This window comes from Alicycliphilus sp. T452, from assembly GCF_054512775.1.
Window position 1 is genome coordinate 75,502 of the sequence record NZ_JBTNEH010000021.1, and the last position, 15,438, is coordinate 90,939.

Genomic DNA, 15,438 nt, shown 5'->3' on the forward strand with positions numbered 1-15,438 from the left:
CACGCAAATAAACAAGAATCAAAAATGAATCTTAAGATTCGCGCCCTACGCTCATAACACAGGGTCGCACCGGAACTTCTGCGCCACATCAACCCGCAAGGGCGCGGCACGTGCACCAGAGAAGAAAGGAAACACCGATGGACAGTGCCATCCTGAGCCTGCTGGGCGCCTTCCTGTTGTCGATCATCGGCCTGTTCGGCTTCATCTGGTCGCTGCGCAAGGGTCTGCTGGTCGAGAACCCCAAAGCCGCATCCGCGATCTTCGCCTCGGGCGAGATCGGGCACATCGACGATCCGGCGCTGGGCCGGGCCGGGCAGAAGCGCTTGCAGGCCGCGGCCGCCGAGCCCGGCGACTCCGCCCACCTTCCCGACGCCCGGGAGATCGAAGACCGGATCGACGCCGACCGCTCCAGCGCCTTTCCCGTCTTCATGTTCATCGCCTTCGCCTGCATGTGGCTGCTGTTCGGCGGCATCGCGGGCCTGACGGCGTCGCTCAAGCTGCACTGGCCCGACTGGCTGGTGAGCGAGGCATGGATGACCTTCGGCCGCATCCGCACCGTGCACCTGACGGCCGTGCTCTACGGCTGGATCACCAACGCCGAGCTGGGCGTCATCATCTGGCTGATGCCGCGCCTGCTGCGCACGCCGCTGATCGGGCCGATGTGGATCATGATGGGCGGCGCGCTGGTCAACGTGGCGATCGCCAGCGGCATAGGCGCCATCGGCGCGGGCTGGACGGACGGCCTGGAGTACCTGGAAATGCCATGGCAGATCGGCATCTTCTTCGCCGCGGGCATGGTCTGCATCATCGGCCCGGTGCTCTACACCCTGGTGAACCGCAAGTCGGAATCTCTGTACGTGACGACCTGGTACCACACGGCCGGCCTGCTGTGGATCACCATGCTGTTCATCGTCGGCAAGACGCCGGGCGTGCACTTCGGCGTGCAGCAGGCGGCCATGAACTGGTGGTACGGCCACAACGTGCTGGGCCTGTGGTTCACGCCCGTAGCCGTGGGCGCGATCTACTACTTCCTGCCCAAGATCATCGCGCGGCCGATCCGCTCGTACAACCTGTCCATCCTGGGCTTCTGGACGCTGGCCTTCTTCTACGCCCAGGTGGGCGGCCACCACCTCGTTGGCGGGCCGGTGCCGGGCTGGCTCGTCACGCTGTCCATCGTGCAGAGCATGATGATGATCATCCCGGTGCTGGCGTTCTCCATCAACATGGGGCTGACGATGAAGGGGCGCATGCGCCTGGGGGCCTATTCGCCCACGCTGCGCTTCATGATGTTCGGCGGCCTCATGTACCTGCTGTCGTCGCTGCAGGGCTCGTTCGAGGCGCTGCGCTCGGTGCAGGCGGTGACGCACTTCACGCACTTCACCGTGGCCCACGCGCACCTGGGTGCCTACGGCTTCGTCACCATGGTGCTGTTCGGCGCCATCTATTTCATGATGCCGCGCATCCTGCATTGGGAATGGCCCTTCCCCCGGCTGATCTCCTGGCATTTCTGGCTCGCGGCCGCGGGCATCCTGATCTACTTCGGCGGCCTGACCTATGGCGGCTGGCTGCAGGGCCTGGCCATGCTCGATGCGTCCCGGCCGTTCATGGACTCTGTGGCCGTGACCATTCCGTGGCTGCAGTGGCGCAGCGTGGGCGGCGCGCTGATGGTGGCGAGCCACCTGGTCTTCGTCGGCCACTTCCTGGCCATGGCGCTGCGCTTCGGCCCGGACCGCGCCGGCGCCGCGCTGTTCTCGACACAACCCAAGGCCAGGGAGCTCGCCCATGGAGAATGAAGTCAAACTCGCCGCCGGCACCATGGTGACCTTCGCCATCGCCGTCTCGGCGCTGGTCATCCTGCCCTATATCCAGGTGCGCGACGTCAAGCCGCCCGAGGGGCTCAAGCCCTACACCAGCGCCGAACTGCGCGGGCGCTCGGTCTACATCGCCAACGGCTGCGTGTACTGCCACAGCCAGCAGCCGCGCTCGGAGAGCTTCGCGCCCGACGCCAAGCGCGGCTGGGGCCGCGCCTCGGTGCCGGGCGACTACGTGTACGACAAGCCGCACCTGCTGGGCAGCATGCGCACCGGGCCGGACCTGCTGAACATCGGCGTGCGCCAGCCCAGCAAGGACTGGCACCTGGGCCACCTGTACCAGCCGCGCGCCTACGTGCCGGGCTCGATCATGCCGCCCTACCCCTATCTGTTCGAGGTCAAGGACAAGGCCGAGCCGGGCGAGGAGGCGCTCAACCTGCCGCCGGGCACCGCGCCCGCAGGCAAGGTGGTGGTGGCCAAGCCCGAGATGCTGGACCTGGTGAAGTACCTGCTGTCGCTCAAGCGCGAGTACCCGGTCCTGCCGCCCGAGCCGCACGAAGCCGCGGGCGCCAAGACATCCTCCGCGCCGCCGGCCGGCAAGCCGGCGTCCGCCTCCTGAAAGGACCGCCACGATGAGCCAAGACCCGGCCACGCGCGCCCAGCAGCGCGAAAACGAAGACCCCGAGGAAGCCATCCGGCCCATGCCGCTGTCCGCCCTGCTGGTGGCGGTCTTCATGGTGCTGTGGGCGGTGGTCTACATCCTGTACACCGAACCCCTGAATCTTTCCCAGTGGGGCGACCAGCGCACCCGCGCCGAGCTCTCCGGCCCCGCGCCCGCGGCGCCGGGCGCGGCCGTGGACGGCAAGGCGCTGTTCGCCGCGCAATGCGCCGCCTGCCACCAGGCCACGGGCCTGGGCCTGCCGGGGGTGTTCCCGCCGCTCGACGGCTCGGAGTGGGTGCAGGGCGAGCCGCGCGTGCTCGCCAACATCCTGCTGCACGGCGTCACGGGCGAGCTCACCGTCAAGGGCACCAAGTACCAGGGCGCCATGCCCAGCTTCCAGCAGCTCGGCGACGCCGAGCTCGCGGGCATCGCCAGCTTCATCCGCGGCAGCTGGTCCAACAAGGCCGATGCCGTGCAGCCCGAGCTGTTCGCCAAGGAGCGCAAGGACGGCAGCCGCACCACGCCATTCGAGGGAGAGGCGGCGCTCAAGGCCCTTCAATGAACCCGCCATGCTGCGCACCGCCCTGCTGAGCGCCGCGCTGGTGCTCTGCGGCCTTGCAGCGGCGCGCTGGCTGACCTGCGACTTCCAGGTCTGGACCGACGAGGGCGCGCGCCGCCTGGAGGTGGCGCTGCGCCCCGTCCAAGCGCCGCCCGTGGCCGTGCAGGGCCCGGGGGTGGCGGCGCCCGACCTGCCCGCGCTGCTGGCCGCAGGTGGCGGCGCCACGGTGGTCGACTTCTTCTACACCCACTGCGAGACCGTGTGCCTGTCGCTGGGCAGCAGCTTCCAGCAGCTGCAGGCCGCCCTGCAGGCCGACCGGGCGAAGGGCGAGGCATCGGGCGTGCGGCTGCTGTCCATCAGCTTCGACGGCGCGCGCGACGGCCCTGCCGCGCTGCAGGCCTATGCCCATGGCCTGCGCGCCGACCCGGCCCTGTGGCGCTTCGTGCGCGTGCCGGACGGCGCGCAGCAGCAGGCATTGCTGCGCCGCCTGGGCGTGGTCGTCGTGCCCGACGGCCGGGGCGACTACGAGCACAACGCCGCGCTGCTGGTGTTCGACGCCCGGGGCCGCATGGTGCGCATCTTCGACATTGCCGAGCAGCAGCTGGCGCTGGACTACGCCCGCCACCTGGCACGGAGGCCGCGGTGATGCCGCCCGCCTGGTGCACGCCCGCGCGCCAGGGCCTGGCCGGCCTGCTGCTGGCCGCGCTGCTGGCCAGCCTCCCTCTGCGCCACTGGCTGGAGGCGAGCATGTGGCGCCACATGCTGCTGCAGTTCCCGCTGTGGATGCTGGCCGGCACCCTGCTTGCCGCCGCCCTGCCGCCGCGCGCGCGCGGCGGCATCGCGCGCTGGAACGCCCACGGCATCGCCGGGCTGGTGGGCGTGGGCGTGGCGCTGTCGGTGCTCATGGTGCCGCGCGTGCTCGACCTGGCGCTGCAGGACGCGGGCACGGAGGCCGCCAAATGCGCCGCGCTGCTGCTCGCGGGCACGCTGCTGCGCCTGTCCTGGCGGCCGGCGGGGCTGGTGGTGCAGTGCTTCTTCCTGGGCATGCAGCTGCCCATGATGGTCGTCGTGGGACAGCTCTACATCGACTCGCCCCTGCGCCTGTGCAACGCCTATCTGCTCGACGACCAGGAGCGCCTGGGCCGCTGGCTCATCGCCGTGGCGGCCCTGCTGGCCATGGCCTGGCTCGCGCATGCGGCCTGGCGGCTGGTGCGGCGCGAGGATGCGCGGCTGGCGGGTCTCGATTAACCAAACGTAAATCAGTTACGGATAGTACAATATCGCACCCTACCCCAAGGAGGCGCATATGACCACCACCCTGCCCCCGCCCGCCGCCGTCCAGCAGCTGCACCACTACGCGTACCGCTGCCGCGATGCAGAGGAGACGCGCCACTTCTACGAGGACATCCTGGGCCTGCCGCTCTACCACATCATCCAGAGCGACTACGTGCCCAGCACGGGCGAATACTGCCCCTACACGCACTTCTTCTTCCGGCTGCGGGACGGCTCGTTCATCGCCTTCTTCGACCTGGGCGACGACGTGGCGCCCGAGCCCTCGCCCAACACGCCGCAGTGGGTGAACCACATCGCCTTCCGCGTCGACACGGTGCAGGAGCTGGAGGACACCAAGGCCCGCCTGCAGGCGCACGGCATCGGCGTGCTGGGCGTGACGGACCACCATATCTTCAAGAGCATCTATTTCTTCGACCCCAACGGCATCCGCCTGGAACTGGCGGCCCAGGTGGCCGATGCGGCGCAGATGGCGCGCGAGAGCACCGGCGCCCATGCCCGCCTGGACGAATGGACGGCGCGCAAGCAGCAGTGGCGCAAGGAGCGCGCAGCGGGCCACGCCGGCCAGCCCCTCAAGCCCCAGCACAACGACCGGCCGGAGTTCGTGCCGCCCGCATGATCATCAAAAGCGGCCTTACCGCATTACTGGCAAGCGCCGGCAGCTCCTAAACATGAAGCACGGCAGTAACGGAATAAAATCCCCCCATCCTCCGAACCATTGCCTATGACGGCATCCCACGGGATGCCGTTTTTCATTGCCATGAGCAACACCCCTGCACAACCCGGCCTGCAATCCCTGTCCAAGTCCTTCGAACCCGCCGCGCTGGAGGCGCATTGGGGCCCCGAGTGGGAGAAGCGCGGCTACGGCCGCGCCGGGGTGCGCGGCACGGGCCAGGCCGACGCCGGCGCGCCCGCCTTCGCCATCCAGCTGCCCCCGCCCAACGTGACCGGCACGCTGCACATGGGCCATGCGTTCAACCAGACGATCATGGACAGCCTGACGCGCTACCACCGCATGCTGGGGTGCAACACCGCCTGGATTCCGGGCACGGACCATGCCGGCATCGCCACGCAGATCGTGGTGGAGCGCCAGCTGCAGGAGCAGGGCGTGAGCCGCCACGACCTGGGGCGCAAGGACTTCGTCGCCAAGGTCTGGGAGTGGAAGGAGCAGTCGGGCAACACCATCACCACGCAGATGCGCCGCCTGGGCGACACCGTGGACTGGAGCCGCGAGTACTTCACCATGGACGGCAAGCTCTCCGAGGTGGTGACCGAGACCTTCGTCAAGCTCTATGAGCAGGGCCTGATCTACCGCGGCAAGCGCCTGGTGAACTGGGACCCCAAGCTGCAGTCCGCCGTGTCCGACCTGGAGGTGGAGAACGAGGAGAAGGACGGCTCGCTCTGGCACATCGCCTACCCGCTCGCCGACGGTTCGGGCCAGCTCGTCGTGGCCACCACGCGGCCCGAGACCATGCTGGGCGACGTGGCCGTGATGGTGCACCCCGAGGACGAGCGCTACCGGCACCTGGTTGGCAAGAGCGTGAAGCTGCCGCTGTGCGACCGCGAGATCCCGGTGATCGCCGACGCCTACGTGGACAAGGAATTCGGCACCGGCGTGGTCAAGGTCACGCCCGCGCACGACCAGAACGACTACGCCGTGGGCCAGCGCCACCAATTGCCGATGATTTGCGTGCTGACGCTCGCGGCCACCATCAACGACAACGCCCCGCAGAAATACCGCGGCATGGACCGCTTCGCCGCGCGCAAGGCCGTCGTGGCCGACCTGGAGGCGCTGGGCCTGCTGGTCGAGACCAAGAAGCACAAGCTGATGGTGCCGATCTGCACGCGCACCGGCCAGGTCATCGAACCCATGCTGACCGACCAGTGGTTCGTGGCCATGAACAAGGTGGGCCAGGGCGACGCCACGGGCAAGAGCATCGCGCAGAAGGCCATCGACGCGGTCGCCGGCGGCCAGGTGCGCTTCGTGCCCGAGAACTGGGTCAACACCTACAACCAGTGGATGAACAACATCCAGGACTGGTGCATCAGCCGCCAGCTCTGGTGGGGCCACCAGATCCCCGCCTGGTACGACGAGGACGGCAACGTGTACGTGGCGCGCAACGAGGCCGAGGCGCAGGCCCAGGCGCCGGGCAGGCCGCTCAGGCGCGACGAGGACGTGCTCGACACCTGGTACTCGTCGGCGCTGGTGCCCTTCAGCACCATGGGCTGGCCGGCGCAGACGGACAGCGCCACCGACGACTACAACCTCTACCTGCCCTCCTCCGTGCTGGTCACGGGCTACGACATCATCTTCTTCTGGGTCGCCCGGATGATCATGATGACCACGCACTTCACGGGCCGCGTGCCGTTCAGGCATGTCTACATCCACGGCCTGGTACTGGACGCGCACGGCAAGAAGATGAGCAAGTCCGAGGGCAACGTGCTCGACCCGGTGGACCTGATCGACGGCATCGCGCTGGAGCCCCTGCTGGACAAACGCACCCAGGGCCTGCGCCGCCCCGAGACGGCCCCCACCGTACGCAAGAACACGCAAAAGGAATTCCCCGAAGGCATCCCCGCCTACGGCGCCGACGCGCTGCGCTTCACCTTCGCGGCGCTCGCCAGCCTGGGCCGCAGCATCAACTTCGACAGCAAGCGCTGCGAGGGCTACCGCAACTTCTGCAACAAGCTGTGGAACGCCAGCCGCTTCGTGCTGATGAACTGCGAGGGCTTCGACTGCGGGCTGGACGCCAGCCAGGGCTGCACCGAGAGCTACCTGCACTTCAGCCAGGCCGACCGCTGGATCGTCTCGCGCCTGCAGAAGGTGGAGGCCGAGGTCGCCAGGGGCTTCGCCGAATACCGCCTGGACAACGTCGCCAACCAGATCTACGACTTCGTCTGGAACGCGTTCTGCGACTGGTACCTGGAGATCGCCAAGGTGCAGATCCAGACCGGCGACGAGGCGAAGCAGCGCGCCACGCGCCGCACGCTGATCCGCGTGCTCGAAGCCATCCTGCGCCTGGCCCACCCCATCGTCCCCTTCGTGACCGAGGCGCTGTGGCAGGTGGTGGCGCCCGCCGCCGGCCTGCCCGGCGCGTCCATCGCGATTGCCGCCTACCCGCAGGCCCAGCCCGCCAAGATCGACGAGGCGGCCGAAGCCTACGTGGCCCGCCTGCAGCAGATGGTGGACGCCTGCCGCACGCTGCGCGGCGAGATGGGCGTATCCCCCGCCCAGCGCCTGCCGCTGCTGGCCGTGGCCGACACGGCCGAGGACGCCGCCTTCCTGCGCGCCAACGCGGCCGTGCTGCAAAACCTGGCCAAGCTCAGCGAGGTCAAGGTGTTCGACGACGCGGCCGCCTGGGCCCAGGCCGCGCAGACCGCGCCCGTGAACGTGATCGGCAGCGCCCGCCTGGCGCTGTTCGTCGAGATCGACGCGGCCGCCGAAAAGGCCCGCCTGTCCAAGGAAGCCGCGCGCCTCTCGGGCGAGATCGCCAAGGCCAATGGCAAACTGGGCAACGAGGCCTTCGTCGCCAAGGCGCCGCCCGCCGTCATCGAGCAGGAGCAAAAGCGCGTGGCCGACTTCGGCGCCACGCTTGCGCGCATCCAGGAGCAACTCGCCCGCCTGGGTTGATATCAAAGAAATAGCTGATCCCGCCCGCCAGTAAACGTTTTCAGCATGAAAACCATCTGAAACCCTTGCTGGACAAGCGCAAAGCACTCACTTATCCGGAGCGACCATGACCACCACCCCCATCCGCAAGGCCGTCTTTCCCGTCGCCGGCCTGGGCACGCGCTTCTTGCCCGCCACCAAGGCCAGCCCCAAGGAAATGCTGCCCGTGGTGGACAAGCCGCTGATCCAGTACGCCGTGGAAGAAGCCTACGAGGCGGGGATACGCGACATGGTGTTCGTCACCGGCCGCAGCAAGCGCGCCATCGAGGACCATTTCGACACCGCCTACGAGCTCGAGAACGAGCTGGAGCAGGCCGGCAAGAAGGAAATGCTGGAACTGGTGCGCAGCATCGCCCCCGCGGACATGAACTGCCTGTTCGTGCGCCAGCCGCGCAGCCTGGGCCTGGGCCACGCCGTGCTGTGTGCCGAGCCCCTGGTCGGCGACGAGCCCTTCGCCGTGCTGTTGGCCGACGACCTGATGGTCGGCGAGAACGGCGGCCCCGGCGTGATGGCGCAGATGACCGCCGCGTTCGCCAAACAGGGCCGCTCCCTGCTGGCCGTGCAGGAGGTGCCGCAGGAGCACACGCGCCGCTACGGCATCGTGAAGGGCGAGGCGGCAGGCGGCGCCCTGATGCGCGTGGACGAGATCGTGGAGAAGCCCGCGCCCGAGGTCGCCCCCTCGCGCATGGGCGTGGCCGGCCGCTACGTGCTCACCCCGCGCATCTTCGAGGAGATCCGCAACCAGCCGCGCGGCGTGGGCGGCGAGATCCAGCTTACCGACGCCATCGCGCGCCTGATGCAGCAGGAGACCGTCTACGCTTACCAATACAGCGGCAAGCGCTACGATTGCGGTAGCAAGGAAGGCTTCCTGGAGGCCACGGTCGAGCTTGCCCTGAAGCACCCGCAGGTGGGCGCGCAGTTCCGCGACTACCTGCGCTCACTGGCGCTGTAACGCCCGCCCGCGGCGCATCGCATCGCGCCATTGTTTCGATAGCTGCCAGCGCTTGCTCAGCAGGCGCCGGAGGCCTATCCGATGCTCAGCGCCGGCGCAGCACGTGGATGTACTCGTCGCCCACGGTCTGCTGCTCCACCAGCTCGTTGCCCGTCTGCTTGGCGAACGCCTGGAAGTCGCGCAGCGAGCCGCTGTCGGTGGCCACCACCCTGAGCAGCTGGCCGCTTTCCATGTCGGCCAGGGCCTTCTTGGCCTTGAGGATGGGCAGGGGGCAGTTCAGGCCCCGGGTGTCGATTTCCTTGTGGATGTCCATGCTTGCTAATCCTTCGGCGCGTCCAGCCCGCGGCGGCGCTCCGCGTTTTCCTCGTCCGTGAAGAACACCGGCTCATGCCCGCGCGAGCGCAGCCAGTCGGCCAGCGCATAGCCCGTGCCGGCGGGCCAGCACTTGAGCTCGCCCAGTTCATAGAAACGGTGGTCCACCAGCTCGGGCGACAGGCGCACCTCGCCCTCCGCCTGCACGTGGTAGGCGATGATGACCTGGTTCATGCGCAGGAACTCGTACGCGCCCACGAGCCTGACGGCGCGCGCGTCGAGGTTGGTCTCCTCCTTGACCTCGCGCGCGATGCCCTCCTCGGGCGACTCGCCCGCCTCCATGAAGCCAGTGATCAGCGCGAACATCTTGGGCGGCCACAGCGCGTTGCGCGCCAGCAGCACGCGGCCATCGACCTCCACGATGGCGGCCAGCACCGGCGTAGGGTTGTTCCAGTGCGTCCAGCCGCAGGCGGCGCAGCGCAGGCGCTCCTTGTCGCCGCTGTCTTCCAGCAGCGTGATGAATTCGAGCGGCGTGGCGCAGTGGGTGCAGAAGCGGGTTTCGTAGCGCATGGCGGTCAGGCGGGGAAGACACCGGTGGACAGGTAGCGGTCGCCCCGGTCGCAGACCACGAAGACGATCGTTGCGTTCTGCTCGCGCTCCGCGATCCGCTGCGCCACCCAGCACGCGCCGGCCGCGGAGATACCGCCGAAGATACCCTCCTCGCGCGCCAGGCGCCGGGCCATGTCCTCGGCGTCGTCCTGGTGCACCAGCACCAGCTCGTCCACCATCTGCGGGTCGTAGATCCTGGGCTGGTACTCCTCGGGCCACTTGCGGATGCCCGGGATGCGCGATCCCTCGCAGGGCTGCGCGCCGATGATGCGCACGCCCGGGTTCTTCTCGCGCAGGAAGCGCGACACGCCGGTGATCGTGCCCGTGGTGCCCATGGCGCTCACGAAGTGCGTGACGCGCCCCTCGGTCTGCTCCCAGATCTCGGGGCCCGTGGTCTCGTAGTGGATGCGCGGGTTGTCGGGGTTGGCGAACTGGTCCAGCACCACGCCCTTGCCCTGCGCGACCATCTGCTCGGCCAGGTCGCGCGCATATTCCATGCCCCCGCTCTTGGGCGTGAGGATGAGCTCGGCGCCGAAGGCCTTCATGGTCTGGGCGCGCTCCACCGACAGGTCCTCGGGCATGATCAGCACCATGCGGTAGCCCCTGATGGCCGCGGCCATCGCCAGCGCGATGCCGGTGTTGCCCGAGGTGGCCTCGATCAGCGTATCGCCGGGCCTGATCTCGCCGCGCTCCTCGGCGCGCCGGATCATCGACACGGCCGGCCTGTCCTTGACCGAACCCGCGGGATTGTTACCTTCCAGCTTGCCCAGGATGACATTGCCGCGCGCCGCGTTGCCCTGCGCCCCGATGCGCTGCAATGCGACCAGAGGCGTGCGCCCGATGGCGTCTTCAATGGTGGGATAGGTTTTCATACGACGCTACTGTGCCATAATTTACGACTTCGTTTTTTGCGTCGCCCGGGTGGTGAAATTGGTAGACGCAGGGGACTCAAAAATAGGGACTTCTACGTAGGTCTTGTTTGAGGCCACTGCCTGCCAAGCTGCATGGGACAAGGGATTGAGTGATAAATCGCTTCTTGATCGGGATGCCCGCATTTCGAGCCAGGAGCCAACTAGGAGCCAGGACGATGCAAGCTGGCTCCCAGTGAGGAGTAGGTAGTTGAAGTAGCATCGTGCGTCATGCCCGAGTGGTGAAATTGGTAGACGCAGGGGACTCAGACCAAATTTGAGCCCTCCGGGGGAAACCCCAGAGGTGAAGCCCGTCAAACTCGGCGAAGGCCCTGGACGCAAGTCCGAGCTAATACCGAGCCAAGCCCTGGAGCCGAAAGGTTCCTCGGAAGGTGTAGAGAGCAGACGGCGGGCACCTACGGCCGAAAGGCTATGGTGAAGGCGTGCTCCAGCCCACGAACGCCGTTTCTTCGGAGACGGCGGCGGCGAAAGCCGAAGTGGGAAGAAAATCCCCCGCCGCAAGGCGTGCCGGTTCGATTCCGGCCTCGGGCACCAATTCGGAAGCCACCCCTGTTCACGCAGGGGTGGCTTTTTCGTTCTTGGCGGGTGTTAATACGCAGATGACCAAAACACAATAAAATCAATAACTTACGCTGACTTTCTGATGGTCGCCAGGAAAATTACACAGGGCGTCGCTACTCGTCCGCAAAATGGGGTTGTGCCGCGTGCCCTGTCCCCGGGCACCCCCCTGCAACCGGGCCAGACGAATCCCAAAAGCACAAACCGTTCGCAAATAGCACCCAATTCAGGTACTTTCTGCAAACGGTTTGGACCTCGTGCGTTCAATAGACGCGCTGTCACCTTGCGGGTCGACTACAGAACCATCTCGGCTCCGTGTTCGGTGAGCCATTCGGCATGTCTAGCCCAGTCGGGCATCTCAGTCTCGACCACGTGCCAGAACTGAGACGAATGATTTTTGTGACGCAGGTGGGCGAGCTCGTGGACTACCAGGTAGCGAAGCACCTCTACCGGGGCAGCCATGGCTTTCCAGTTGAAATTGAGGTTCCCCTTAGCGGAGCATGAGCCCCAGCGATGCCCGAGCTCTTGAACCCTCACAGTCCCAGGTGAAAGACCCATGCGCTGGGCGTGCTGTTGGACAAGCTTGGGAAGCTTCTTCAAGCCCTCCGTCCGGAAGTAGCTTTTAAGCAGTTCCTCGGCCTGTGCCCTATCGGCACGTCGCATCACAAGAAGGTCCCCCTCTTTTTGCACCCCTCGACCCGCCTCCGCTCGAAAATCCAAGCGATGAGGCTGCCCTAGCAGATATACCGTTTCCCCGGAAACGAACTCACGACCAGGCTGCAGGGGATTGAGCGCAGCCCACCTGGCCTGTGCTCGATAAATCCACTTCTGCTTGGCATCAACCACGGCCTTGATGCGCTCAAGTGCTTCCGTCAGGGGCGCGCGAACAAGCACAGAACCATCTCGCTCAACATAGAGCCCGATGGTTTTGCGGTTTGAGCGCTCAACAGTGAAAGAAATCGGCGATTCCGGCATGGCCCCGATTGTCTGCCGTCTTACGGAGCCAGCAAGTCGTTGGTACGTGCCTTGGCCAGCATGACCAGGTCTCGTGCCCAGGGCTCCGCATTGGAGAGCGCGATATCGACACCTGTGTACAGGAGTCGGTTGGTCACCTCACCCTGCAGGCCACTCACTTTTACAGGGTTGTTCCAGAACCCTGGCGCCTGGAGCTCTTCGATAAAAAGAGGGACCAAGTCGTTGCAGAGGGACTTGAGGTTGGCTGTTTCCGCTGCGGTCAGCTTGGTTCCATCGGGAACTTTTACGACAAGCGCGCGGTAAAAGGGCGATGCTTTCGCGGTAACCCCGTCTTCGGCCGTCGGCTTTTTGGTCTTGGCTTCATCCACGAGCAGGCTGAGCTGCTTGGCTTGCTCGTCCCAGTTGTCTTTGTACTTCTTAATGACCGCTTCAAGCTTTTCGGACAGCGGGCCATAAAAACCAGGGTCTTCGTCAAGATGCACGGTGATGTGCTTGCGCAAGGCATGCTCCATCTGGGATGCCTTGGCACGTCCCGAGCGCTCTTGTTCCACCTTCTTGGTGAAATTCGCCTGGAGCAGCTCAACGGGCGGGACTTTCAGGTCAATGCCCAGGCCTACCAGGTGCTCGTTGACGAGGCGTTTGACTTTTTCACCGGCGGACCCCAGGTCCAGAGTCGCGTCTTTGAAGCGTTCCCGCGCTTGCGCTTTGAGCCAAGCCAAACGTTTGGCCGGAAATTCGTACTGCACCGCTCGTGGGTCAGGCATGACGGTGTTGAGTGCTTGCAGGAACAGCGTCAGCAAGACGTTGAACGTCTCACGCTGCTTCGGGTCGGCGATGACGTCCATCAGCAGCTCAAAAACGATGTAGTCGTCTTCTGCGGACAGTTTTTGGGCGGCCCAGTCGTAGATTTGCTCGACCTTGTGTTGCCGGAAAAACGCAGCCAGCCCCCGACTTGCCGGAGCCTTGGGTGTGCCAGATGACGCCTCCGCGGTCTGCACCACTACCTGTGCGCATGCGCTCGAGCGATTTCAGGATGGCTCGATATTGCTGGTATCGCGGGACCACCTTGACAAGGGAGTCGCCCTTAGAGCGGCTAACACAACCCTGTCATCGACAATCGCGTGATGTGCGTTTGGTGATGCATGGGTCGAAACAAGAACAAGGAAATCAGCGCGGCACTGTTCAAGAAGATCGAGCCGCTGCTGCCGGCATTCGTGCCGTCGGCCAAGGGCGGTCGCCCTCGGGTAAGCGATGAGATGGCCCTGAACGGAGTCCTGTTCGTGCTGCGCACGGGCATCCCATGGGAGGAACTGCCGCAGGAACTGGGCTTTGGCAGCGGCATGACCTGCTGGCGGCGACTGCGCGATTGGCAGGCGGCAGGTGTGTGGCATGGCCTGCATCTGGCGCTGCTCGATGAGCTGCGCAACGTCGACAAGCTGGACTTCAGTCGCTTCAGCATGGACGGGGCCAGCGTGCCCAGCCCCCGGGGGGCTCGCACACAGGCCCGAACCCTACGGACCGGGGAAAACTTGGCAGCAAACGTCACCTCGTCACGGATGGCCAGGGCATCCCGATGATGTTCTGCGTCACCGGGGCCAATCGTCATGACTCGGTGGTGTTCAACGAGTTGATTGATGCCCTGCCTGCGATTGCAGGCAAGCGCGGCAGGCCGCGTCGCTGGCCCGGCAAACTGCACGCGGACAAGGGCTACGACTTTGCGCGCTGTCGCGCCCATCTCAAGCGTCGGGGCATCAAGGACCGTATTGCCCGCAGAGGTATCGAGCGCAACGACCGACTCGGAGCTCATCGCTGGGTCGTAGAGCGCACGCACGCCTGGCTGGCCGCATTCGGCAAGCTGCGTAATCGCTTCGAGCGTCGCATCGACATTCATGTCGCGTTGCTCTCCCTGGCTTGTTGCGTCATCTGCCTGCGGTCGCTTCCCGCGTTTTGTTAGCCGCTCTTAGTGGTAAACAGTACAAAGTTTTGCAGGAGGTCGACCAAGGTCTCTTTCGGGAACATGCCCTGGACTAAAACCTCTTGCTCCCGCGCTGGCCCGCCCAGTGGCGTCTGGAACTGGGCGTACTTGGCCGGCATGATGGACTTCCACTTCTGGAAGTCGTCAGGGTCGGTCGTGATAGAGCCGTAGACCGCCTCGGTGCCTGTGGTTGCCACCAGGAATAGGTTGGTGTGGAAGAGGCGTTCTTCGCCTTCGAGCTTTCCACCCTTGGTATCGGCCGGTCGACGCTCGGCGTAGCGCATCAGCTGTGTCTTGCCTTCCTGCAAGGGGACGCTGGTGAACTCATTCGCCTCCTTGGCCTCAATGACCACAATTGGCAAGCCGTTGATGAAAAGCGTCACGTCCGGTCGAATGTGGTCCTTGACTTGGCCAGGGGTGTCAATCCGGAACTGGTTGATAGCGTGGAAGGAGTTCGCCGTAGGGTTGTCGAAATCGATGAGCTTGACGGTCACCGACTCCTTACCGGTAGCCGTTTCTCGGTCGACTGGAACCCCCTTGCTGAGCAGCTCATAGACTGCCTTGTTGGCCTCAACTAGAGTTCCCTTGGCACCAGCGACAAGCTGATAGACACCCTCGAGGTCGTTATCGGTAACTTGCTCGGCGGCAGCGGCCTTCGCCTCAGCGTCTTGCACCGCCCTCGTTTTGGCATCAAGCTCGGCTTGAGACTCCAACCGAGTACGGCGTTCGGTGGATAGAGTCTCCTGGGTGCCCTGCAGAGCGCGTCGAGTCGACTCAAGCTGCGCCAGCGCATCGCGATGCTCAGCCAGAAGCTCTTCTCGAATTAGCGCGATAGCCTCATCGTTAGAAGCGTCTACGTCACGCAACTTTCCTCTTAAAGCCTGGTTGGCGAGAATTTTCTTAAGAGTCTGCTCTGGTAGGTCCCCAACGTTCTCGTATCGCGAGAGCGCCTCCAGTACTTTGACTGTGGCTCTCTCGTCGTCGGGGTCAAACGACTGGAAGAACATCGGCAGCTTGCTGTGGATGGCCTCTCGGTTGCGGGCTTCGAGCGAGTCCAGGATGCCGGACAGGCGCAGCTGCTTGAGCTGGGGCCCAAGTTCAGGGGCGGGATTCATGGCGTTCTCCTTCGGGGTCAAT

General features: G+C 65.5%; 16 protein-coding genes. 9 read left to right on the forward strand and 7 right to left on the reverse strand.

Annotated elements, in window-relative coordinates:
- Positions 1 to 137: 137 nt before the first annotated feature.
- The 8 genes from ACX12L_RS17510 to galU all read left to right on the forward strand — a co-directional run bounded on the left by ACX12L_RS17510 (position 138) and on the right by galU (position 8,943).
- Positions 138 to 1,793 carry a cbb3-type cytochrome c oxidase subunit I gene (locus ACX12L_RS17510; RefSeq protein WP_459263736.1) on the forward strand — a complete coding sequence of 552 codons (1,656 nt, stop codon included), beginning with the start codon at positions 138 to 140 and terminating at the stop codon, positions 1,791 to 1,793.
- Positions 1,783 to 2,430 (forward strand): cbb3-type cytochrome c oxidase subunit II, encoded by a 648-nt coding sequence (locus ACX12L_RS17515; RefSeq protein ID WP_459263737.1) that lies wholly within the window; start codon positions 1,783 to 1,785, stop codon positions 2,428 to 2,430. Before ACX12L_RS17510 ends, ACX12L_RS17515 begins: the two co-directional genes overlap by 11 nt.
- Positions 2,431 to 2,443: 13 nt before the next feature.
- Positions 2,444 to 3,034: a c-type cytochrome gene (locus tag ACX12L_RS17520; RefSeq protein WP_459263738.1), complete on the forward strand. Its 591-nt coding sequence runs from the start codon at positions 2,444 to 2,446 to the stop codon at positions 3,032 to 3,034.
- 7 nt (positions 3,035 to 3,041) lie between these two features.
- Positions 3,042 to 3,677: an SCO family protein gene (locus ACX12L_RS17525; RefSeq protein WP_459263739.1), complete on the forward strand. Its 636-nt coding sequence runs from the start codon at positions 3,042 to 3,044 to the stop codon at positions 3,675 to 3,677.
- Positions 3,677 to 4,279: a hypothetical protein gene (locus ACX12L_RS17530; RefSeq protein WP_459263740.1), complete on the forward strand. Its 603-nt coding sequence runs from the start codon at positions 3,677 to 3,679 to the stop codon at positions 4,277 to 4,279. The genes ACX12L_RS17525 and ACX12L_RS17530 overlap by 1 nt, the downstream gene beginning before the upstream one ends.
- Positions 4,280 to 4,337: 58 nt before the next feature.
- Positions 4,338 to 4,940 (forward strand): VOC family protein, encoded by a 603-nt coding sequence (locus tag ACX12L_RS17535; protein WP_459263741.1) that lies wholly within the window; start codon positions 4,338 to 4,340, stop codon positions 4,938 to 4,940.
- A 141-nt stretch (positions 4,941 to 5,081) separates the two neighbouring features.
- Positions 5,082 to 7,952, forward strand: a complete 2,871-nt coding sequence (locus tag ACX12L_RS17540; RefSeq protein ID WP_459263742.1) for a valine--tRNA ligase — start codon at positions 5,082 to 5,084, stop codon at positions 7,950 to 7,952.
- Positions 7,953 to 8,058: 106 nt separating this feature from the next.
- A complete protein-coding gene (gene galU, locus ACX12L_RS17545) occupies positions 8,059 to 8,943 on the forward strand; it encodes a UTP--glucose-1-phosphate uridylyltransferase GalU (RefSeq protein WP_459263743.1) in 885 nt (294 codons plus the stop codon).
- An 85-nt stretch (positions 8,944 to 9,028) separates the two neighbouring features.
- Here galU and ACX12L_RS17550 read toward each other — a convergent pair whose 3' ends face one another.
- The 6 genes from ACX12L_RS17550 to ACX12L_RS17575 form a co-directional block, all read right to left on the reverse strand.
- The gene (locus tag ACX12L_RS17550) at positions 9,029 to 9,256 is read right to left on the reverse strand and encodes a sulfurtransferase TusA family protein (RefSeq protein WP_459263744.1); all 228 of its coding nucleotides are present in this window, start codon (positions 9,254 to 9,256) and stop codon (positions 9,029 to 9,031) included.
- A 5-nt stretch (positions 9,257 to 9,261) separates the two neighbouring features.
- Positions 9,262 to 9,825 carry an NUDIX domain-containing protein gene (locus ACX12L_RS17555; protein ID WP_459263745.1) on the reverse strand — a complete coding sequence of 188 codons (564 nt, stop codon included), beginning with the start codon at positions 9,823 to 9,825 and terminating at the stop codon, positions 9,262 to 9,264.
- Positions 9,826 to 9,830: 5 nt separating this feature from the next.
- Positions 9,831 to 10,736 carry a cysteine synthase CysM gene (gene cysM / locus ACX12L_RS17560; RefSeq protein WP_459263746.1) on the reverse strand — a complete coding sequence of 302 codons (906 nt, stop codon included), beginning with the start codon at positions 10,734 to 10,736 and terminating at the stop codon, positions 9,831 to 9,833.
- A 909-nt stretch (positions 10,737 to 11,645) separates the two neighbouring features.
- Positions 11,646 to 12,326 carry a M48 family metallopeptidase gene (locus ACX12L_RS17565; protein ID WP_168727941.1) on the reverse strand — a complete coding sequence of 227 codons (681 nt, stop codon included), beginning with the start codon at positions 12,324 to 12,326 and terminating at the stop codon, positions 11,646 to 11,648.
- A 20-nt stretch (positions 12,327 to 12,346) separates the two neighbouring features.
- A complete protein-coding gene (locus ACX12L_RS17570; RefSeq protein ID WP_168727942.1) occupies positions 12,347 to 13,171 on the reverse strand; it encodes a hypothetical protein in 825 nt (274 codons plus the stop codon).
- Between the two features lie 7 nt (positions 13,172 to 13,178).
- Positions 13,179 to 13,340, reverse strand: coding sequence for a hypothetical protein (locus ACX12L_RS17575; RefSeq protein ID WP_217354757.1), 162 nt, complete (start codon positions 13,338 to 13,340; stop codon positions 13,179 to 13,181).
- A 128-nt stretch (positions 13,341 to 13,468) separates the two neighbouring features.
- Here ACX12L_RS17575 and ACX12L_RS17580 point away from each other — a divergent pair.
- A protein-coding gene (locus ACX12L_RS17580; RefSeq protein WP_168727780.1) for an IS5 family transposase occupies positions 13,469 to 14,280 on the forward strand; the annotation gives its coding sequence in 2 pieces (ribosomal slippage) (positions 13,469 to 13,799 and positions 13,799 to 14,280; 813 coding nt in all).
- Here ACX12L_RS17580 and ACX12L_RS17585 read toward each other — a convergent pair.
- Positions 14,277 to 15,438, reverse strand: a 1,162-nt coding sequence (locus ACX12L_RS17585) for a type I restriction endonuclease (RefSeq protein WP_459263747.1), incomplete at its 5' end; no start/stop codon positions are given. The genes ACX12L_RS17580 and ACX12L_RS17585 overlap by 4 nt on opposite strands.